Raw genomic sequence first — 20,981 nt, forward strand, 5'->3', positions numbered from 1 at the left:
CCTATTTTCCCGCATTGGGTGATTTCATGTACTTGAAGAAGGCATTATTCGGTTCAAGTACCAGTACGTCACTTTTGCTCTTGAAGCTCTGGCGGTACGCATCCATGCTGCGATAGAAGGCGTAAAACTCTGGGTTTTTCGAGTAGGCCAAGGCATAGATGGCGCTGGCTTTGGCATCGCCCGCGCCCTTGATCTCCTGGGCGTCACGGTAGGCGTTGGCAATGATGACCTGACGCTGGCGGTCAGCATCTGCCTTGATTTTCTCGGCTTCTGCGGAACCGGTGGAACGCAGTTCATTGGCTACCCGTTTACGCTCCGCTTCCATGCGCCGATATACCGACTCGCTGACTTCGTCCGGCAGATCCACGTGTTTGAGACGCACATCAAGTACTTGCACGCCGATTGCACGCGCATCCTGATCGGCTTTTTGACGCAGGGTTGCCATGATTTGGTCACGTTCACCGGATACCACGTCATGTATGGTGCGTTTGCCGAACTCGGCGCGCAATCCGTCATTGATGGTCTGGCGCAGGCGTGTCTTCGCGCGGGTTTCATCACCGCCCACGCTGACGTAATATTGCCGGGTGTCAATAATGCGCCATTTAACAAAGAAATCCACCAGCACGTTCTTCTTTTCCGAGGTAATGAAACGATCTGGCTGGGCGGGGTCGAGGGTCAGCACGCGCGTATCGAAATAGCGCACGTTCTGCACCAGTGGCAGTTTGAAATACAGCCCTGGCTTTTTATGTATGGCAACGACCTCACCCAGCTGGAAGACCATCGCGTTCTGGCGCTGATCCACGGTATACATGCTAAGGCTCGCCAATATCAGTATGCCCAGTATGACGACTATCAGGATATTCAAATGTTTCATGGCCGATCCTCCCGGTCACGGCTGCGGAAGGTGTCGCGCGAGCGGTCATCCGGAGCGGGTGGGGTGGTGCTGGGCTTGGGAGTGGCATCCAGCATGACCGGCGGCGGGGGCGTGCCCTGACCAGACATGTTCATCAGTTTGTCGAGAGGCAGATAAAGCAGGTTGTTGCCCCCCTTGCTGCTGTCAACCAGCACCTTGGTGGTGTTCGATAATACCTGCTGCATCATGTCCTGATACATGCGTTCACGCGTGACACCTGGCGCCTTGTTGTATTCCTCAACTATCTGCTTGAAGCGGCTGGCATCACCTTCGGCATTGGCAATGACCGACTGCTTGTAGCCTGCAGCCTCTTCAGACAGGCGGGCTGCCATGCCGCGTGCTTTGGGAATGACATCGTTGGCATAAGCCTGGCCTTCACTCTTCAGGCGTTCGCGATCCTGGCCGGCTTTGACCGCATCATCGAATGCGCCCTGTACTTGCTGGGGCGGCTGCGCGTTCTGCAGGGTGACCTGGCTGATGCTGATGCCGGTTTTGTAGCGATCGAGGACTGTCTGTATCTGCTTGGCGGCGTTCGCAGCGACATCGGCGCGACCTTCGTAAAGCACATAGTCCATTTTGCTCTTGCCTACGATTTCGCTCATGACACTTTCGGCAACCTGGCGCACGGCTTCGTCGGGCGAACGGTTATTGAACAGGTAATCTTCAGGATTTTTCAGGATATATTGCACGGCAAACTGGATATCGACGATATTTTCGTCATCGGTGAGCATCAGCGATTCTTTCAACATCTTGGTTTGAACGTTGTTGCGATAGCCGATTTCCACGGTGCGCACTTGCTCGATGTTCACTACCTGTACGCTTTCAATTGGCCACGGCAAATGCCAGTTCGGACCGGGCTGGGTGGTTTCGATGTATTTTCCGAAACGCAGCACCACACCACGTTCACCAGCATCCACAATGTAAAATCCGCTGGCCAGCCATACCGCGACAATGATAGCGCCTACAATACCCAGGCCGGCGGCGCCCAAGCCATTCGAGCCAGGCGCACCGCCGGGAGTTTTTTTTCCGCCAAACAAGCCTTTGAGCTTATCGGTAAATCGACGCCAAAGCTCATCCAGATCCGGCGGTCCCTCGTTTTTTTTGCCCCACTGCGGGTCGTTCCAAGCCATGGTTTTAGTCCAGTTCTGGATGATATTCGTTGTTGATGATGGCGGTGCTCAATTGCGGGGCTGCAGGCTCATGGTGATGCTGCGACATTTGCGTCAGCACATCACGCAATGCGGGAATGCCTGCGCCGGTTTTGGCGCTCACTCTGATCCGTGTAATCTTACCATACTCATCCTGCTCGACACCGGGTTCTATCGTCCCAAGATCAATCTTGTTCATTACCAGGATTTGGGGCACGTGCAATGCGCCGATTTCCGCCAGTACCTTGTTGACTTCGGCGATCTGTTTGTCGCGATTCGGATTGCAGGCATCCACCACATGCAGAAGCAGGTCGGCCTGGATGGTTTCTTCCAGCGTGGCACGAAAACTCTCCACCAAAGTATGCGGCAGGCGGGTGATGAAACCGACTGTGTCGGAAACCACGATTTCGCCCGCATTCGGCAGGTACAGCTGACGTGTCGTGGTATCCAGGGTGGCGAACAGTTGGTCGGCGGCATAGCTGCCAGCGTTGGTGAGCGTATTGAATAGGGTGGATTTGCCGGTATTGGTGTAACCCACGAGCGACACCGACATGACCCGGCCGCGGCTGCGCGCACGGCGCTGTACAGTGCGCTGGCGGTGCTGCTTGACCAGCCGGTCTTTTAATAGTTTGACGCGCTTGCCGATCAGGCGGCGGTCGGTTTCCAGCTGGGTTTCACCCGGACCACGCAGTCCGACGCCGCCTTTCTGACGTTCCAGGTGAGTCCAGCCACGGACCAGACGCGTGGAAATGTGCCCAAGCTGGGCGAGCTCGATCTGCAACTGGCCTTCGGCACTTTGTGCGCGGCGCGCAAAAATATCCAGAATCAGGCTGGTACGGTCCACTACCCGGCACTGCAATATCTTTTCCAGGTTGCGTTCCTGGGCAGGGGACAATGCGTGGTTGAAGATCACGACGCCTGCCTCGGTGCTCTGCACCATGGCAGCTATTTCTTCCACTTTTCCGCTGCCGGCGAATAGTGCTGCATCGGGCCGGACGCGGCGTCCTTCGACCAGACCCGCCACTTCAAGCTGAGCACTTTCAGCCAGGCGATGCAGTTCTTCTACGCTATCGGCGTAATCCGGTTCGCCAAAATCCAGGCTGGCCAGCACCACGCGTTCGCTACCGGCATGACGTTCAAACATGGAAATGCACCGCAATGGTTTTACCCAGACAGCATGCTAAAGGACGCGTCTGGCGATAGTCAGATAAGCAGAAGTTATTCAGCGCCTTGATCCGGACGAAGGTTGACCGCGCGAGCCGGAACGACGGTGGAAATGGCATGTTTGTATACCATCTGCGTTACCGCATTTTTGAGCAGGACGACGTATTGGTCAAACGACTCGACATGCCCCTGTAATTTGATGCCGTTTACCAGGTAGATGGAAACGGGTACGTGTTCCTTGCGTAACACGTTGAGAAAGGGATCCTGCAACAATTGACCCTTGGATACGCTCATTTTTATGTACTCCCAAGCTTATTGGATATTAGTTGATTATGCGGTCAAGCTGCGTATCGGGCAAATATGAGAAAATGCTGATATGCAGTTCATGCCGTCGGTGTATCGAATTGCGGACGCCCGAAGTGGTAACCCTGCCCCCAATTGACGCCCATTTCACGCAGGAGTTCCGCGGTCTCGGCGTCCTCGATGTTTTCTGCAATGGTGGTAATGCCCTGTTTGCGGGACAGGTCGACGATACTTTGTATCATGTCGCGAATTTTCAAGTTGTGACGCAAATTGGCAATCATCCAGCCTTCGATTTTCAGGAAGCTGACCGGTAGCTTGGCCAGGTACAGAAACGAGGAATAACCGCTGCCGAAATCGTCCAGCGCCAGACGAAAGCCGGAATCCAGCAAGGGTTGTATCTCGCGCATCAGGAGATCGAAGTTGGCGATGTACTGGCGCTCGGTAATTTCGAACACCAGCGGCTTGGCCGAATCCATCGTGACTGCGCAACTACTGCAAATCTGCTGGGTGAGTTCGAGCAGTTGTTTGACCAAATCGCTGCGTGCCAGGAATTGCGGTGACAAGTTAATGAAATGGGCGAAATCCGGCGTTGCACCCGCATCCAGGCGCGCGGCGCAACGCATGATGGCCTGGCGGGTAATGCTTTGATCCACCAGATGGATCAGGTGCAGTCCTTCGGCAGCTTCGATGAATTCAGCGGCTGGAGCGGTACGTCCGGTTCTGCCGACCAGGCGCGCGAGCGCTTCGTCTGCGACCGGTGCGCCGGTAGAGAGATCCACCATGATCTGATAGGCCGTGACTATGCGTTTGTCCTGTAATGCGGATTGCAGCTCTCCGGCATGCCAAAGCAGTCCGCGCTGTGCCGTCTGGTGCAAAATCACGCGGTCACGCCCGCCATTTTTGGCTTCATACAAGGCACTGTCGGCTTCAGCCAGGATGTGGGCGATATTTTTCTCGCCGCCCTGATAGACGCTAACGCCGGCGCTCAAAGTCAGATCCAGGCTGCCATGCGGTGTTGCAATCGGGTGCTGCGCATAGGCCTGGCGCAGTCTGTCTATCACCGCAAACGCCTGTGGGCCGTCCACCTTATGCAAGTAGATGAAAAATTCTTCGCCGCCCCAGCGAGCGATCCAGTCGCCATCGCGCATTTGCTCCACCAATATGGCAGCCGCCTGGCGCAGAACGGTATCACCGGTTTCATGGCCGTAATGATCATTCACCAGCTTGAATCGATCCAGATCGCAAATTGCGATAGCAAAAGTTTCACCGCTGCGCTGGGAACGTGCAAACTCATCAGCGAGCCGGGTTTCTGCGGCGCGCCGGTTAGGCAAGCCAGTAAGCAGATCGGAAAGCGCCAGCGCCTTGAGTTCTTCACTCTGCCGTTTTTGCAGCAAAAACTGCCCAAACCATGCGGCGAGTAATTCGACAAATGCGATATCGTCTTCTGAACACGCTGTCGTCAACACTGTGCGACGCATGAATGACAAGGTGCCGTAGAGATGCTCGCCTACCCATATTGGGGTACCGATATACACATTAAAGCCCAGCTGGGTATGCAGTGCATGTTCACGGTAGTGTTGATCCTGACTCAGATCAGGGAGGCACAGACTGCTTTGGGTAATGGCCACCGCATGAGAAATGGAATCATGTAATGCGATTTGCCAGGGCGTCTGGAATATTCCGGTTGCATCGAATAGATAACTCAGCGTGTAATGCTCGTCGACTTCGCCGACCAGCGCGGTTTCCATGTTCATCGCCGCAGTAGCAGCCTCGAGCATGGCGTCGATTTTTTGTATCTCGTCCAGGGTGCGGTCTGTGGCCAGTCGCCATAATGCGCGCAGACGATCCTGCAGGTTTGCTGGGGTGCTGGAGGGGCCCAAATCAGAATTTCCGGATAAGTGGTTTTTCATCAGGGTTTATTTTCCGGATAGCCTATTTGTGTGGGCAATACACCCCCGTAGAGCGGGCGCTTCACTTCCAGTCTAGACAACATTTCCCAAAAGAACTATAGGCATTATTCTTGCTCTATTTGCGCGTTGCGCAGACGTGCTGCGGCGGCTTCAGGGCTGATTGTGTTGACAAATAATCCGGAGCCCAATTCAAAGCCGGTAGGGATCGAGGTGCGTGGGCAGATTTCCAGATGCCAGTGGTAACTGGCGGCGTGTTCGGCGGAGTGTTGATCATGCGGCACGGCGTGCAGGAAGTAGTTGTACTGGGCGCCGCCGATCACTGCGTCAAGACGTGCCATGGTGCGTTTGAGCACGTTGGCGAGATCGGCCAGATCGTCTGTGCTGATGGCCAGAAAATCTGATTGGTGCACGAGAGGCAGGATGTGTACTTCCCATTCGAAGCGGCTGGCGAACGGCTTGATGGCGATGAATTTTTCCCCGCGCTCCACCACGTACTGGCCGACGTCGATTTTGCGCCGGATTTCGCCCGAATTACGATCGTAAATGGTGGCTTCAAAGGTCAGCGCTTCATCAATCAACGCGCAGAAAATGCAGTGATGATGCTTGCGGAAGTACTCGCGGCTGTTATCCACCTCGGCCTGCACGTTCTCCGGCACCACCGGCATGGCAATCACCTGGCTGTGGGTGTGGGGGATCGAGGCGCCTGCTGCGGGTCCAAAATTTTTGAATATCAGTACATATTTGAGCCGTTCGTCCGAGGCGTAAATTTGCGCCATGCGGTCCCGATAGGCACCAAACAGCATGGCCAGATGGGCGCTGCTCATGTCATGCAGGGCGGTACCGTGTTCATAGTGGTCGATAATGACCTCGTGGCGGCCATAGCCGTCGATGGTCTGCTGCAGGCCAAAACTGAAATTGCTTTGACTGCGATCGTCCCCCAGCACCGGGTAGAGGTTTTCCACGATACGGATATCCCAGTCACCGCTGGCCGGGTAAGTCAGTATTTCCGGCGGCGTCTTGTCTTCGTTGCCGCGGCAGAACGGGCAGGTTTCCACGTGTTTGCGCGTGTCGCGCGGCGCCAGATCCTCGGCTTTTTTTGGGCGCATGCTGCGTGCCGTGGCAACCAGCACCGATTCGCTGGGCACAATGGGGTTGATGCGGATTTCGCGGATTTCGTTTGATTCGCTCATATTTTTTCCTGCATTATTTTGAAAGCAAAGAATTCTGGTTTGGCCATGACTTTAATAGCTGTTCAAACATTTAATGTCGTTCTACAGATTAGTCTTTTTTGCGCTGTTTTCCGTATAGCTTGCGTCCTACCATGCGCTTGCGGTGCGCCTGGCGTTCTTCGTTCTCGGTGAGCGGTGCGGGTTTCCTGCCGGCGAACGGGTTGGCACCCACGTTGAACTGCACACGCAGGGGCGTACCCTCCAGCTTGAACGCCTGGCGGAAGGTTTTTTCCAGATAACGTTTATAGCTGGCACTGATTTTATCCAGCGCGCTGCCGTGCACCACGATCAGCGGCGGGTTCATGCCACCCTGGTGGGCATAGCGCGGTTTGGGGCGGAACGGGCCGGACTTGGGCGGCTGGTGTGCGGTAACTGCATCCATCAGGATGCGGGTGAGTTGGGGGGTGGGCAGCTTGGCCATGGCGGCGGCATAGGCCACGTCCACCGAGCCGATCAGTCCGCCCACGCCATTGCCTTTGAGCGCCGAGATGTAATGAAATTTGGCAAACTCGAGGAATTGCAGTTTGCGCGAAATTTCGCGTTTGACGGTGTCGCGTTTGTAGTCGTCGAGGTCATCCCATTTGTTTACCGCCACCACCAGCGCGCGTCCGGTTTCCAGAATGAATCCGGCCATGTGCGCGTCCTGCTCGGAGATGTCGGTCTGCGCATCCAATACCAGTACCACCACGTTGGCGTCTTCGATGGCCTGCAGGGTCTTGACCACTGAGAATTTCTCGATGGCCTCGAAGATTTTGCCGCGGCGGCGGACCCCGGCGGTATCGATCAGGGTGTATTTCTTGCCGGCGCGCTCAAAATCGATGTAAATACTGTCGCGCGTGGTACCAGGCTGGTCGAAAGCGATGACGCGCTCTTCGCCAAGGAGGGTATTGACCAGGGTGGACTTGCCCACGTTGGGGCGGCCGACGATGGCGATTTTCGGGTGTTTGTCGGACTCATCCTCAGTGGCGTCGGGAAAGCTCTCCAGTGCCAGTTCGACCAGTTCGTGCACGCCTTCTCCGTGGCTGGCGGAAATGGCCAGCGGGTCGCCCAGCGCCAGCTCATGAAATTCGGCGGTCACCACTTCACGGCGCATGCCTTCGGCTTTGTTCACCACCAGAAATACCGGGCGCCCGCTCTGGCGCAGGCGGTCGGCGATGATTTTGTCCTGTGCGGTGCAACCGGTGCGCACGTCCACCATGAACAGAATCACGTCGGCCTCATCGACGGCCTGCAAGGTCTGGCGTGCCATTTCATGCATGATGCCCTCCTTGACCACCGGTTCGAAGCCGCCGGTATCCACCACCAGATAGGGCTTGTCGCCCACCTTGCCGTGGCCATAGTGGCGATCACGGGTAAGCCCGGGGATATCCGCAACAATGGCGTCGCGGGTCTTGGTCAGGCGGTTGAACAGGGTGGACTTCCCCACATTGGGGCGGCCGACCAGTACGAGAGTGGGTTTCATGGTGTATTCATCGCCGTGTATTGAGCGGCGATTGGTTCCGGTTTATATTTTACAAAGCAAGTGCGTAGACACCGCCGTTGGCGGTTTGTACTACGACACCGCCGCTGCGTGGTTGCGGGCGGCTGATAATGGCGGACCCATCGGTGGCGATGCGGCCGACAAAATGACCGTCATCCAGTGCCAGCAGGTGTACATAGCCCTGCCCATCACCTACCGCCAGATAGTTGCCGACCCGTTGTGGTGCCGTGGTGCCGCGTGCTCGCAATTTGTCCTGCGTCCACAGGATTGCGCCACGGTTCTTTTCCAGTGCGACTACCTCGCCTTTGTCATTAGTCACATAGAGATTGCTGTCATCCATGGTAAGGCCAGCCACACTGGACAGTTCGCGCGTCCAGTTGACATTGCCGGTGCGCAGATCAAAACAGGCCACGCGCCCCTGGAAGGCAGCAGCGCATACCTGTTTGTCATCAGCGACCGGGGTGCTGGTGACATCGGCAATCCGTTCGATTTCCGAAGCACCTTTTGGAATCGCCACACTAGCCTCCCAGCCGACTGCTCCGGTATCCAGCGCGAGTGCCACCAACTTGCCGCCGGCGTAACCGGCGAAGACGCCACCACGTGTAATGAGTACACCAGGCTGGCTGCGTAACAACAACGCAGGCAACAAGCGTTCATACATCCACTTACGCGAGCCATCCTTGGCATCCAGCGCATAAATGTGGCCGTCGGCGGTGCGTGCCACGACGAAGCCATCGGCAACTTGAGGGACTCCAAGCACTTCGCTGGATAGCTGTACTTGCCAGCGCGGCTTGCCCTTGCTATCGAATGCCAGTAATTGGCCTTTGGGCGTGCCTACCAGTTCCAGATCGTCGCCAATGCCCACCCCTGCAGACAGTTTGCCGCCGGTTGCGATGCGCCACAAGGTGGCGCCATTGCCGGCATCAAGCTTGGCCAATTGACCATCGTATCCGGCCACGTAAATCGCATCGGCACTCAAACCCGGTGCAAAGGCATAGCTGCGCGCCGGATCTATCTTGGCCTGCCAACCGGTCTTGAGATTGACTGCGGGCTTGAACTCCACCAGCGGCGCAGGCTTTTCTGCTGGAGAACTGCTGTCGAACCAGTTCATCGGGTTCATGCTGGAACAGCCGGCAAGGGCGGCGACGAGTGCGAATACGCTGAGGCGCGGCACCATGTGGATGAGTTTGTTCATTTGGGTTCCCCGCCAAGGGCGTCGAGTTTGACTTCAATATATTTTCGGTACGGGCTTTGCGCGTCGATTTTTTCCAATGCGATCTTGTAACTGGCACGTGCCTCGGCAATTTTGCTTTGCTGTACCAGCGCGTCGCCCTTGAGATCATTGAAGCGGGCGGCAAAGGCTTCATTGTAGGGAGCATCCAGCAATTTCAACGCGCCTGCCGGATCTTTCTGTTCCAGCAGCACGGCGGCCAGGCGCAGGACTGCCAATTGTTTGATGCCGTCTTCACTGGTGTGATCGATGACCCATCGCAACTGTGTTTCAGCGGTTTTCGTATCCCCGGCCTGGATACTGCTGCTGGCGGAAATCAGCGCCGCGCGCGACGCATAAGGAGTGCCCGGATATTTGGCGACAATGGTCGCTGCGTCATCCTTGATGACTTTAGGCTGGTTTGCCTGCAAACCCAGTTGTAATGCGCCATATATCACGGCAGCCTGGGCAGATTTTTCATGCTGCTGATATCGCCACCATTGTGCGCCCGCTGCGCCGATGATCAGTATGGCCAGTGCGCCTGTCACCCAGTTGCCATAGCGTTTCCACCAGTCTTTGAGTGCGTCGAGTTTTTCCTGTTCTTCCAGATCGAAAGTCATGTTCAGTTCCTTGATTGCAAAAGGTCTGTCGCCTCAGAGAGGCTGCAGCGCGTTTGTTCAGCAGTTTCTCGCAATGCTTTCAGGGTAATCAAGCCAGCAGCGGCTTCATCGTCACCGATAATCAGCGCAAAACGTGCGCCGCTGGCATCGGCTTTTTTCATTTGGGCTTTGAAACTGCCGCCGCCGCAGTGTAACACCACACTCAGACCGGCTTGGCGCAAGCTGTTGGCAACCTGCCAGGCAAACGCCGTAGCGGTTTCACCCTGATGCACGAGGTAGGCATCGGTAGAGGTCGCTGGCGCATTGACACCGGACTCTTCCAGTAATGCCAACAGGCGTTCCACGCCCATTGCGTAACCGCAGGCCGGTGCAGGTTTGCCGCCGATCTGTTCGATCAGGCTGTCGTAGCGGCCGCCGGCGCACACAGTGCCCTGGGCGCCGAGTTTGTCGGTTACCCACTCAAACACCGTGTAGTTGTAGTAATCCAGCCCGCGCACCAGACGCGGATTGATGCGGTATTCGATGTCATTGCTGCGCAACAGCCCTTGCACATCCTCGAAGTGTTTGATGGCGTCCGTGTCGAGGTCATCCATCAGGCGCGGAGCGGATTCGACCAATGCGAGCATGGCCGGGTTTTTGGTGTCTAGAATCCGCAGCGGATTGCTATGCAGACGGCGCCTGGCATCTGCATCGAGCTGATCCTGGTGTGTTTCGAAATGCGCGATCAGGCGGTCACGATGACGGGCACGGCTGGCAGCATTGCCCAGCGTGTTCAACTCCAGCGTAATGCCGGTCAGGCCAAGGCGTCGCCACAGATCAGCGGTCATCACGATGTGCTCGGCGTCGATGTCCGGACCTGCAAAACCCAGCGCTTCGACGCCGACCTGGTGAAATTGCCGGTAGCGGCCTTTTTGCGGTCGTTCGTGGCGGAACATGGGGCCGGCGTACCATAATCGCTGCGGTGCGTTGTACAGCAGGTTATGCTCGATCACGGCACGTACGCAAGCGGCTGTGCCTTCTGGGCGCAACGCGAGATGCTCGCCATTCAAGGCGTCTTCAAACGCGTACATTTCTTTTTCGACAATGTCGGTGACTTCACCGATGGCGCGTTTGAACAGCGCGCTCTGCTCGACGATGGGCGTACGAATTTCGCGGTAGCCGTATGCGCCGAGCCAATCGCGTATCACGGCTTCAAAGTGCTGCCAGCGCGGGCTGTGTTCGGGCAGGATGTCGTTCATCCCGCGTATGGCCTGGATAGTGTTACTCATTTTTAAATTCGTTTCTTTTGCGACAGAGTGTCGGGAACATTCCTTGGTATTTCCCTGGGCTCTGCGGCAAATAATATCAGGCGATGGCAATCGGTATGGTTTTGGGTTTGCTGCTTATTTGGCCGCCAGAATAATGGCTTTGTACATAGTCTTCTACAATCCGCTGAAATTCCTCGGCGATGCGCTCGCCTTTCAGCGTCACGGTTTTTTGGCCATCCACATATACCGGGGCGACCGGAACTTCGCCGGTACCGGGCAGGGAAATGCCGATGTTGGCATGCTTGGATTCACCCGGCCCGTTCACCACGCAACCCATCACCGCCACGCGCATATCTTCTACACCGGGATAGTGGTTGCGCCATACCGGCATCTGGTCGCGCAGGTAACGCTGGATGTCCTGCGCCAGGTGCTGGAACACGGTGCTGGTGGTGCGTCCGCAGCCCGGGCAGGCGACTACCATCGGAGTGAACGAACGCAAACCCATGGTTTGCAGAATTTCCTGCGCCACCACGACTTCCTGGGTGCGGTCGCCACCGGGTTCTGGCGTCAGCGAAATACGCAGCGTGTCGCCGATGCCCTCCTGCAGCAGCACCGATAGCGCAGCGGTGGAGGCGACAATACCCTTGGAACCCATGCCTGCCTCGGTCAGGCCCAGGTGCAGCGGGTAATCGCTGCGCGTGGACAGTTCGCGGTAGGTGCTGATCAGATCCTGCACGCCGGACAGCTTGCAAGACAGAATAATGCGGTCGCCGGGCAGGCCGAGTTCCTCGGCCTTACGCGCGGAATCCAGGGCCGAGACAATAAGCGCCTCGCGCATCACCCATTCTGCTTCGCGCGGTTCGGCAAGACCGGCGTTGTCGTCCATCATGCGTGCCAGTAGCGCCTGGTCCAGGCTGCCCCAGTTGACGCCAATGCGAACTGGTTTGTCATACCGGCAGGCGGTTTCTATCATGGCTGCGAACTGTTCGTCGCGTTTGCTGCCTTTGCCCACATTGCCCGGGTTGATGCGGTATTTGGCCAATGCCTCGGCGCAGGCGGGCACACTGGTGAGCAGCTTGTGGCCGTTGAAATGGAAATCACCGATCAGCGGCACGTCGCAGCCGCGCCGGCTCAACAGGTCGCGAATACGCGGCACCGTCTCGGCGGCCTCCTGGGTATTCACGGTGATGCGCACCAGTTCGGAGCCGGCGCGCCACAATGCATAGACCTGCTCGGCGGTCGCTGCCGCATCGGCCGTATCGGTGTTGGTCATCGACTGCACCACAATCGGCGCATCGCCGCCGACAGCAATATTGCCAATCCATACTTTGCGCGTGACATGGCGCGAAATGTGAAAATCAAACATTCTTTACTCGATAGTCAGGTGCGCGACTGTTGTTCCGGGACGCGGCGTGAGGGTAACCGGTTTGCCGTTATAGGTCATGCTGACGTTGGCGGCGTTGCCGATGATTGCTCTAAAAGGCGCCTCACCGGTGAGTTGTGCGGTTTCTCCGGCACGATAGATGCGCGAGGTGAGGCGCCGCTTGCTGGCGTCGGTAATCTGTACCCATGCATCCTGTTTAAAGTTGATCTGGATGTGACCGCTTCCTTCAGCTTGGGTAGCCGGGGCGGTTGGTGGTACGGCTATGGAAACAGGTGGTGCGGTTGGTGGTACGGCTACGGAAACAGGTGGTGCGGGCTGCGCGGGCGTGGGTGGTTCGACAGCAGGTGCGGCAGGTGCTGGTGCGATTTTTGGAGCGGGTGGAGACGCCAGCGGCGCTGCGTTATGAGCTGGAGATGCTGCCTTGGGTGCGTCGTCGGCGCGTAGCCATTGATACACTGCCAGCGGCAGTGCAATCACGATGAGCAGCGCCAGAAGGCTGAGTTTCAACCAGTGGCGTGACAGGCTGCCGGTCAGCGCAATTTGTTCGTCATGGATGGCAAGCGCTTCGACAGGGTTGACAGGGGCGGCCTGCATGGCATCCAGAAACGGTTGCGGATCCAGTTGCAGCAATCGTGCGTAGTTACGTACAAAACCGCGGCTGAATATCGGCCCCAGACTGGCGAAATCGTCCTGTTCAATTGCCGTGATCTGTCTGGGGGTGAGCTTGAGGCGATAGGCGACATCGTTCACGCTCATGTTCTGTGCCTGGCGTATGGCAGCGAGTTCCGCCCCGACTGATTGAATGGTGCTCTGGCTTGACTGTTCGTCTGCGCTCATTCGTATTTCCCGTTCAACAGCAAATGAGTTTCCGGTGCATCGGGAAAACGCTTGCGCAATTGCAAGCCGTAACTTGCTTCGGCATTGCGATCATCCATTTTCCGCATTAGACGCACGCCCAGCCAGAGTGCTGCCGGACTGGGCTGGCTGACATCGAAATAGCGGGTAAGCAGCGTACGAGATTCCGTATAACGGCCTTGGCGAAAATAAATATCAGCGAGTTGCGACAGCGCCTGTGGCTGATTGGGCTGGTACTTGAGTGCGCGTTGGAAATAGGCTTCGGCGGCAGTCTGGTTACCTGCTTTCAGCGAACACACTCCTGCATTGGTGAGTGCGCGTTCGGGCGAAGGATAGAGCGGATTGCGCAGCGCCTCATTGAATTGTGCTATGGCAGGCTCGAAACGATTGCGCGTGCACAGGAACCAGCCGTAATTATTATGGGTTTCGGATTCGTTCGGCGCCAGTTCGAGAGCGCGGCGAAAGTTGCTTTCTGCAGTTTTGTCTTCATGCAATTCCATGTAGACCAGGCCAAACATATTGTAAGCCGGCGCATAGTTGCTATCGGCACTGATCGCATCACGTAATTCTTCCAGCGCAATTGCATACTGGACGCGGGTGAAGTAGTCGGCAGCAAGCTCGGTATGTATGCGCGCGCGATTTTGTGCTTCGCTCACATTTCCGGTGGAAGTCTGCTGCGAATTGAGCGTGTCGGCACCCGGCGGTTGCGCGCAGGCGCCCAGCAGCAGGGTAATGAGCAGAACAGCAAACTTGTTCAATGTGATACCTCCATACGGCGCATAACCCGCCGGGTTTTATCCTGTACTTGTCCGGCCAGTTGACCACAGGCGGCATCGATGTCGTCGCCACGGGTTTTACGGATGGTCACGATATGGCCCGCCTGCATCAGCATATCGCGAAAACGCCGCATCGCATCGCCGCGCGAACAGCGGTAACCGGAATCCGGGAACGGGTTGAACGGGATCAGGTTGAATTTGCACGGCACGTCGCGTACCAATTCGATCAACTGGCGTGCGTGCTCGGGCTGGTCGTTGATGCCGTCCAGCATTACATACTCGAACGTGACAAAATCGCGCGGGGCTTTTTCCAGATAACGCAGACAAGCCGCCATCAGTTCGGCCAGCGGGTATTTCCGGTTGATCGGCACAAGTACGTCGCGCAGCTTGTCGTTGGGGGCATGCAAGGAAACTGCCAGGGCCACCGGGCAATCCTCGCGCAGCCGATCCATGGCCGGTACCAGACCGGAGGTGCTGACCGTCACGCGGCGTCGCGACAGGCCGTAAGCGTTGTCGTCGAGCATGATATTGAGCGCGGTGACCACGTTGGTATAGTTTGCCAACGGCTCCCCCATGCCCATCATCACGACGTTGGTGATGATGCGCTCGCCTTTCGGATCGCGTCCCATCGCGTGGTTCGCCCACCACAACTGGCCGATGATTTCTGCCACCGACAGGTTGCGGTTGAAACCCTGGCGACCGGTAGAGCAGAACGTGCACTCCAGTGCACAGCCGACTTGCGATGACACGCACAGTGTGCCGCGCGTGCCATCCGGGATGAATACGGTTTCCACTCCGTTCATGCTGCCTACGTCCAGCAGCCACTTGCGCGTGCCGTCAGCGGACGCCTGTTCCGCCATCATGCTGGGCGGCGTCACTGTCGCCAGTTGCCCCAGTTTCTCGCGTAACGACTTGGCCAGATCGCTCATTTCAGCGAAATCCGCTGCGCCGAAATGATGCATCCAGCGCATTACCTGTTTGGCGCGAAACGGCTTTTCGCCGAGTTCGGCGAAATAAGCAGCAAGTCCTGGCAGGTCGTAGTCGAGAAGGTTAACAAGCATGGCTGGCCGATGGTGGAGTTGTAAGCCGATTAGGACTGTTTAACGCGAATAAACGTTCAGCGCGGGGAAAAAGTAGGCGATTTCCACTGCGGCGGTTTCTGCGGCGTCGGAGCCATGCACCGCGTTGGCATCGATGCTGGCAGCAAAATCGGCGCGGATGGTACCAGGAGCCGCTTTTTTCGGGTCGGTTGCGCCCATCAGGTCGCGGTTTTTAAGGATCGCCCCTTCGCCTTCCAGTGCCTGGACCATCACCGGGCCGGAAATCATGAAATCGACCAGATCCTTGAAGAAAGGACGTTCGCGGTGAACGGCATAAAAGCCTTCGGCTTCATTGCGGGACAAATGCATCATGCGTGCGGCGATAATTTTCAGCCCGGCATCTTCAAAGCGCTGATAAATTTTCCCGATTACATTTTTGGCCACTGCATCGGGTTTGATGATGGAAAGGGTGCGTTCGACTGCCATTGCGGTACTCCGTGAATTTTAAGAGGTTTTTGGGGTTGAAAAACCTGATTAAAGTACCACGAAATGCCGATAAAATAAAGGCTTAGCGGGTATTGTTATTCCATTCGGGCTGGATGCCTGCTGTATCGGCAGGGGCCTGCCACGCACAATCCACACCGATTCCGGCAACCCACACCAGCGTTTCGCCGCAATATAGCAATGGCAGACGATCGCGTAGCCAGGGCGGGATGGCGTATTCCTGCAGCAAATTTTTCAGGCTACGGCGCGGACGCTGGCAGTCGGGACGGAAGTGTTCACCACCCTGACGTAAACGGATGGTGACCGATGCCTGGTCAAGTTTGTTGCGGTCCAGTCCCTGGCCGATAGCAGGAGTTAATTTCAGGACGCCATCGAGTTCTTTGAGGAGCAGCTGCGTTTCGCGTTGCCAGGGCCAACGCAGATTCGCAACGAGGGAGGGTAACCCGCTTGTGAGATGTACCCAGCCCTGGTAGCGGTGCAACTCCCAACTGGCGTGCAGAATGCATGGTCGGCTATCCGCACTGGCGTGGGTGAGTTGTTCCAGCATGGTGGCGAGTCGCGCCTGACTGGGCATGGGAATATCATTGCGCGCGAGAAAATAGCGCAGCAGATTACGCGCACGAGCCGGGGGCAGGGCAGCCAGTTGAGCGCAACTCAGGCGCTGGTTGCGGATACTGTCTGTAGCGTCGAGCGCGGCGAGCTGATCGAGCAGGTCGGCAGCTTCGGCAAGGTTTTGCGCGCTCCTGGCAAGCGTGGCGCGCCATGCCGGGAATCGCTCACCCAATTGCGGCAGCACGCAATGGCGTAAAAAATTGCGATTGAAATGGGTATCCTGGTTGCTTTCGTCTTCAACCCATTGCAGTGCATGTTGTCTCGCCCAAGCCTCAATCTCGCTGCGATCGATATCCAGCAGCGGGCGTATATAGGCGGGATGATTGGTCGCTTCACGTAACACAGGCATCGCCGCCAGCCCTTTGACCCCGGCACCGCGCAGCAACTGCAGCAGGAGTGTTTCGGCCTGGTCGTCGCGATGCTGAGCCAGCGCAATGAAGTCCGTATCCAGTTGCGCGTATTCGGCATAGCGCGCACGCCGTGCAGCCGCTTCCAGACCAAGTTTCGCGGCGTCTTCAATATCGATGGTATGCATCCGTAGTGGAATATGACGGCTTGTGCAGAGCGTTTGGCAGATATCTGCCCAGTCTTTTGCGTGGGGGCTGATCTGATGGTTGACGTGGATGGCACTGAGATGGAAGGAAAGATCGGCTGCCAGGCGCGCCAGCAGGTCGAGCAATACAACCGAATCCACACCGCCGCTCAAACCCAGAGTGATGCGTGCACCAGGTTTGACGTATCGAGCCAATTGCGCTCGTACTGTTTCCAGTAAATTATTTGGCGGGCGTGTCCTTGAATCGGCCATAGCTCATCAGGCGCTCGTAGCGGGTCTTGAGCAGGGCGTCGAGAGGTTGGCTGGTGAGGCTGTCCAACGCGTCCTGTAACGCTGTTTTCATGGATTGCATCATCAGCGCCGGATCACGATGCGCGCCACCCAGAGGTTCGTTCACAATACGATCAATCAGATCGAAGGATTTCAGGCGTGGTGCGGTAATGCCCAGTGTCTCGGCCGCGACGGACGCTTTGTCTGCGCTTTTCCATAAAATAGAGGCACAACCTTCCGGCGAAATCACCGAATAAGTCGAATATTGCAGCATCATGGTCTGGTCGCCCACGCCTATCGCCAATGCGCCGCCGGAGCCGCCTTCGCCAATGATGGTACAGAGTATGGGTGTTTTTAGCTCCGCCATGACAAACAGGTTGCGGGCGATGGCTTCGGACTGGCCGCGTTCCTCGGCACCGATGCCGGGGTAGGCGCCTGGAGTATCAATGAAGGTCATTACCGGTACGCCGAATTTCTCAGCCAGGCGCATCAGGCGCAACGCCTTGCGATAACCTTCGGGGCGCGGCATCCCGAAATTGCGGTAGATTTTTTCCTTGGTGTCGCGGCCTTTCTGGTGGCCAATGAGCATCACGCTCTGACCATTGAATCGCGCCAGCCCACCTACAATTGCAGGGTCGTCGCCGAACGTACGGTCGCCATGCAGCTCTTCAAAATCGCTGAACAGCGCACCCACGTAATCGAGCGTGTATGGACGTTGCGGGTGGCGTGCTACCTGGGAAATCTGCCATGGGGTGAGCTTGGCATAAATATCTTTGGTGAGTTTTTCACTCTTTTTTTGCAGGCGGCCGATTTCTTCCGAGATGTCCAGCGCAGAATCGTCCTGCACATAGCGCAGTTCTTCGATCTTGGCTTCCAGCTCGGCGATCGGCTGCTCGAAATCCAGAAAAGTGGTTTTCATAGGCAGTCAGGGCCGTGAAAAAAGCGGCATTGTAGCTGATTCAGGTGCCAGACAGAATCGCACCGTAGACAATGCCGCCCGCAGGTAGTCGTTGTATTAATGATGATGGCCGTGTTCGCCGTGGGCGTGACCGTGGGTAATTTCATCGGCGCTGGCTGCGCGTACGTTATCCACATGGCAGGAGAATTTCAGTGTTTGCCCAGCGAGCGGATGATTGCCATCCACCATCACGGTATCTTCGGTCAGTTCGGTGACGGTGTAGAGCATGAATTCCTCTGTGCCTTCGGCCGCACCTTCAAACTGCATCCCCACTGCTATTTCCGCCGGAAACAGGTGACGCGGTTCGGCGCGCACCAATTCTGCTTCGTATTCGCCAAAGGCATATTCCGGCTCCAGAGTGACTTCGATGTCGTCACCTTCCTGCTTGCCTTGCAGCGCTTCTTCTACAGTCGGGAAAATACCGTCGTAACCGCCGTGCAGGTAGCTTACAGGTTCACTGCTTTTTTCCAGAATATCGCCTGCAAGATTGGTTAACTGGTAGGAAATGGTGACGATGGTGTCTTTGGCAATTTGCATAATGTCCTCGGTAGGCCGGTGGATGATTGATGAAAGTGGTATGGCATGACCTGAATGCCACGCTCTGAATCAGAGTTGTTTGACTAATGCCAGCACTTGCTGAGCGTGCCCTTTGCTTGCCACGTCGTACAAGGCATGACGTACTATGCCTTGCTTATCAATGATGAAGGTAGAACGCAGGGCGCTTTTACGGCTTACACCATCTATTATTCTATCATGCAAAATACAGTATTTATGGCATACCACTGCATCCTTGTCTGCCAGCAGGCGTATGTTGATGCCGTGCTGGTCGCGAAACGCTGCATGACTGAGGCAATCATCCCGCGACACCCCAAAAAGCACAGTATCTAAGGCGGCGAAGTCAGCTGCCAGATCACTGAATTCGATGTTTTCCTGCAGGCAACTGGGCGCGCTGTCGCGTTTGTAAAAATACAACACCACATTTGCAAGGCCTTTGTAATCTGCCAGCTTGATGAGTTCCATGTCGGCATCGACACAGCTAAAATTTGGCGCGATTTGACCTGGCTGCAACATGCTGACCTCGATGTGCGATTGCTCCGCAATGGGCGGATTTTAACCCATTTCAAAATTTGACTGTGGGTAATCTGGTTAGCTGTGGCGTTATAATCTGCGCATGGACAAACACTTGCTTGGTGGTATTAGCCCCACCCGATTTTTGCGTGAATACTGGCAAAAAAAGCCCTTGCTGGTCCGCAATGCAGTGCCCGGATTCGCAGGTCTGATTAACCCTGATGCGCTCATCGCTTTATCGTGTGAGGACGATGTTCAAGCCCGGTTGATACGCCAAAAAAAACAGGACTGGCAATTGCAGCACGGGCCCTTTGCCGGGACGGATTTCAAACGCATTGGAAAACAGCCCTGGACGCTGCTGGTGCAGGAGCTCAATCACCATCTGGATGCTGCTGAAACCTTGCTGACGCGTTTCAATTTCATCCCGCATGCGCGGCTTGATGATTTGATGGTGAGCTATGCGGTTGATGGCGGTGGCGTAGGTCCCCATTTCGACTCTTATGATGTGTTCTTGTTGCAGGGCAAGGGGCAGCGTCTCTGGCAAATCAGCGCGCAAGACAAGCTTGACCTGGTGCCTGGCGCGCCATTAAAAATCCTGCGTCATTTCAAGGCGGAGCAGGAGTGGTTGCTGAATCCAGGGGATATGCTGTATTTACCTCCGCGCTACGCACACAATGGCGTCGCTGTAGGTGAATGCATGACTTATTCAATCGGATTCCGTTCCCCCAGCGTGCAGGAAATCGCTACTCAATTTCTGGTGTATTTGCAGGATAGAATCGAATTAACCGGTATGTATCAGGATCCAGAGCTGAGTTTGCAAAAACACCCTGCTCAAATCAGTGATGCAATGCTGGAGCAGGTCGAAACGATGCTGGAGCGTATTCATTGGACTCAAAAAGAGGTAGTGGATTTTCTTGGATGCTATCTCACCGAACCCAAACCGCATCTATTTTTCGAGCCACCTGGCAATCCATTAAGTAAAGCAAGTTTTAACCGGCAGGCCCAGAAAATCGGCGTGCGCCTGGCACCTCAGTCACAGATGCTGTTTCGGAACGGTAATTTTTTTCTGAATGGAGAGTATATTGGCATAAAGAAGGCGGGCAACCGTACCGCGTTGCAGATATTGGCTGATAGACGCCAGTTGCTATCTGCAGAAGTGGAAGCAGATTTGTTGCCATTGCTATATGAATGCTATCTCGATGGTTTTCTGTTGTCAGGTGCTAAACATGGCTAAGGATTGTCGCGACATATAGAATTAATGAAAAACGAGAGATTTTTTCGTAATCCGGGTGTAAAATAAAACCTTACGAAATACCATATACCCCTAGTATATTTCTTGGATTTTGCTAGAATTTTGCCCGTCGGTCATCATAAATGACTTTGGGCCGATCTTAATGTGGTTGCTTGTCATTATTTTTAACGAGGGAACATAAATGAAACATTCCATCCTGCTCGCCGCTCTTTTAGCCGTTTCTCTGTCTGCCTGTGGTAAAAAAGAAGAAGCCGCTGCTCCTGCACCGGCTCCTGATGCAGCTGCTCCTGCTGCACCGGCTCCTGATGCAGCTGCTCCTGCTGCACCGGCTCCTGATGCAGCCGCTCCTGCTCCAGCTCCTGATGCAGCCGCTCCTGCTCCAGCTCCTGACGCAGCTGCTCCTGCTGCTCCGGATGCATCTGCTCCTGCAGCCAAGTAATAAACCCAGCAAGCTTACCTGCTGTTAAAAACCGGCCTTAGGGTCG

The 20,981-nt window shown here is 56.0% G+C and carries 21 protein-coding genes; 1 reads left to right on the top strand and 20 read right to left on the bottom strand.

The window, feature by feature from the left end; genetic code table 11:
• Position 1: 1 nt before the first annotated feature.
• The 19 genes from hflC to EI185_RS14880 all read right to left on the bottom strand — a co-directional run bounded on the left by hflC (position 2) and on the right by EI185_RS14880 (position 19,247).
• Entirely contained in the window at positions 2-874 is an 873-nt protein-coding gene (gene hflC, locus EI185_RS14790; protein ID WP_124705918.1) for a protease modulator HflC, read from the bottom strand.
• Positions 871-2,043: an FtsH protease activity modulator HflK gene (gene hflK / locus EI185_RS14795; protein ID WP_124705919.1), complete on the bottom strand. Its 1,173-nt coding sequence runs from the start codon at positions 2,041-2,043 to the stop codon at positions 871-873. Before hflK ends, hflC begins: the two co-directional genes overlap by 4 nt.
• Before the next feature lie 4 nt (positions 2,044-2,047).
• Positions 2,048-3,205 carry a GTPase HflX gene (gene hflX / locus EI185_RS14800; RefSeq protein WP_124705920.1) on the bottom strand — a complete coding sequence of 386 codons (1,158 nt, stop codon included), beginning with the start codon at positions 3,203-3,205 and terminating at the stop codon, positions 2,048-2,050.
• 74 nt (positions 3,206-3,279) lie between these two features.
• Positions 3,280-3,519, bottom strand: a complete 240-nt coding sequence (gene hfq, locus EI185_RS14805; protein ID WP_124705921.1) for an RNA chaperone Hfq — start codon at positions 3,517-3,519, stop codon at positions 3,280-3,282.
• A gap of 89 nt (positions 3,520-3,608) precedes the next feature.
• Positions 3,609-5,438, bottom strand: coding sequence for a putative bifunctional diguanylate cyclase/phosphodiesterase (locus tag EI185_RS14810; protein ID WP_124705922.1), 1,830 nt, complete (start codon positions 5,436-5,438; stop codon positions 3,609-3,611).
• A gap of 104 nt (positions 5,439-5,542) precedes the next feature.
• Positions 5,543-6,628, bottom strand: a complete 1,086-nt coding sequence (locus EI185_RS14815) for a galactose-1-phosphate uridylyltransferase (RefSeq protein ID WP_124705923.1) — start codon at positions 6,626-6,628, stop codon at positions 5,543-5,545.
• A gap of 88 nt (positions 6,629-6,716) precedes the next feature.
• A complete protein-coding gene (der, locus tag EI185_RS14820; protein WP_124705924.1) occupies positions 6,717-8,129 on the bottom strand; it encodes a ribosome biogenesis GTPase Der in 1,413 nt (470 codons plus the stop codon).
• 49 nt (positions 8,130-8,178) lie between these two features.
• Positions 8,179-9,342: an outer membrane protein assembly factor BamB gene (gene bamB, locus EI185_RS14825; RefSeq protein WP_124705925.1), complete on the bottom strand. Its 1,164-nt coding sequence runs from the start codon at positions 9,340-9,342 to the stop codon at positions 8,179-8,181.
• Positions 9,339-9,977, bottom strand: coding sequence for a YfgM family protein (locus EI185_RS14830; RefSeq protein ID WP_124705926.1), 639 nt, complete (start codon positions 9,975-9,977; stop codon positions 9,339-9,341). Before EI185_RS14830 ends, bamB begins: the two co-directional genes overlap by 4 nt.
• 2 nt (positions 9,978-9,979) lie before the next feature.
• Positions 9,980-11,245: a histidine--tRNA ligase gene (gene hisS / locus EI185_RS14835; RefSeq protein WP_124705927.1), complete on the bottom strand. Its 1,266-nt coding sequence runs from the start codon at positions 11,243-11,245 to the stop codon at positions 9,980-9,982.
• 76 nt (positions 11,246-11,321) lie between these two features.
• Positions 11,322-12,590 carry a flavodoxin-dependent (E)-4-hydroxy-3-methylbut-2-enyl-diphosphate synthase gene (ispG, locus tag EI185_RS14840; RefSeq protein ID WP_124705928.1) on the bottom strand — a complete coding sequence of 423 codons (1,269 nt, stop codon included), beginning with the start codon at positions 12,588-12,590 and terminating at the stop codon, positions 11,322-11,324.
• Positions 12,591-12,593: 3 nt separating this feature from the next.
• Positions 12,594-13,445 carry a RodZ domain-containing protein gene (locus EI185_RS14845; protein ID WP_124705929.1) on the bottom strand — a complete coding sequence of 284 codons (852 nt, stop codon included), beginning with the start codon at positions 13,443-13,445 and terminating at the stop codon, positions 12,594-12,596.
• A complete protein-coding gene (pilW, locus tag EI185_RS14850) occupies positions 13,442-14,221 on the bottom strand; it encodes a type IV pilus biogenesis/stability protein PilW (RefSeq protein ID WP_124705930.1) in 780 nt (259 codons plus the stop codon). The genes EI185_RS14845 and pilW overlap by 4 nt, the downstream gene beginning before the upstream one ends.
• The gene (gene rlmN, locus EI185_RS14855; protein ID WP_124705931.1) at positions 14,218-15,300 is read right to left on the bottom strand and encodes a dual-specificity RNA methyltransferase RlmN; all 1,083 of its coding nucleotides are present in this window, start codon (positions 15,298-15,300) and stop codon (positions 14,218-14,220) included. Before rlmN ends, pilW begins: the two co-directional genes overlap by 4 nt.
• Before the next feature lie 39 nt (positions 15,301-15,339).
• Positions 15,340-15,765 carry a nucleoside-diphosphate kinase gene (ndk, locus tag EI185_RS14860; RefSeq protein ID WP_124705932.1) on the bottom strand — a complete coding sequence of 142 codons (426 nt, stop codon included), beginning with the start codon at positions 15,763-15,765 and terminating at the stop codon, positions 15,340-15,342.
• 82 nt (positions 15,766-15,847) lie between these two features.
• Positions 15,848-17,143, bottom strand: a complete 1,296-nt coding sequence (gene tilS, locus EI185_RS14865; RefSeq protein WP_223247872.1) for a tRNA lysidine(34) synthetase TilS — start codon at positions 17,141-17,143, stop codon at positions 15,848-15,850.
• Positions 17,144-17,168: 25 nt separating this feature from the next.
• Positions 17,169-18,137: an acetyl-CoA carboxylase carboxyltransferase subunit alpha gene (locus EI185_RS14870; protein ID WP_124705934.1), complete on the bottom strand. Its 969-nt coding sequence runs from the start codon at positions 18,135-18,137 to the stop codon at positions 17,169-17,171.
• 96 nt (positions 18,138-18,233) lie between these two features.
• The gene (locus EI185_RS14875) at positions 18,234-18,713 is read right to left on the bottom strand and encodes an FKBP-type peptidyl-prolyl cis-trans isomerase (RefSeq protein ID WP_124705935.1); all 480 of its coding nucleotides are present in this window, start codon (positions 18,711-18,713) and stop codon (positions 18,234-18,236) included.
• A 69-nt stretch (positions 18,714-18,782) separates the two neighbouring features.
• The gene (locus EI185_RS14880; protein WP_124705936.1) at positions 18,783-19,247 is read right to left on the bottom strand and encodes a peroxiredoxin; all 465 of its coding nucleotides are present in this window, start codon (positions 19,245-19,247) and stop codon (positions 18,783-18,785) included.
• Between the two features lie 100 nt (positions 19,248-19,347).
• Here EI185_RS14880 and EI185_RS14885 point away from each other — a divergent pair, with 100 nt between their 5' ends.
• Positions 19,348-20,478, top strand: a complete 1,131-nt coding sequence (locus EI185_RS14885; protein ID WP_124705937.1) for a cupin domain-containing protein — start codon at positions 19,348-19,350, stop codon at positions 20,476-20,478.
• A gap of 182 nt (positions 20,479-20,660) precedes the next feature.
• On the opposite strand, the gene EI185_RS18070 is transcribed toward EI185_RS14885, so the two are convergent.
• Positions 20,661-20,915 carry a hypothetical protein gene (locus EI185_RS18070; protein WP_189836424.1) on the bottom strand — a complete coding sequence of 85 codons (255 nt, stop codon included), beginning with the start codon at positions 20,913-20,915 and terminating at the stop codon, positions 20,661-20,663.
• Between the last annotated feature and the right edge of the window lie 66 nt (positions 20,916-20,981).

It is taken from the genome of Sulfuriferula multivorans (assembly GCF_003851125.1).
Taxonomy (GTDB): domain Bacteria; phylum Pseudomonadota; class Gammaproteobacteria; order Burkholderiales; family Sulfuriferulaceae; genus Sulfuriferula; species Sulfuriferula multivorans.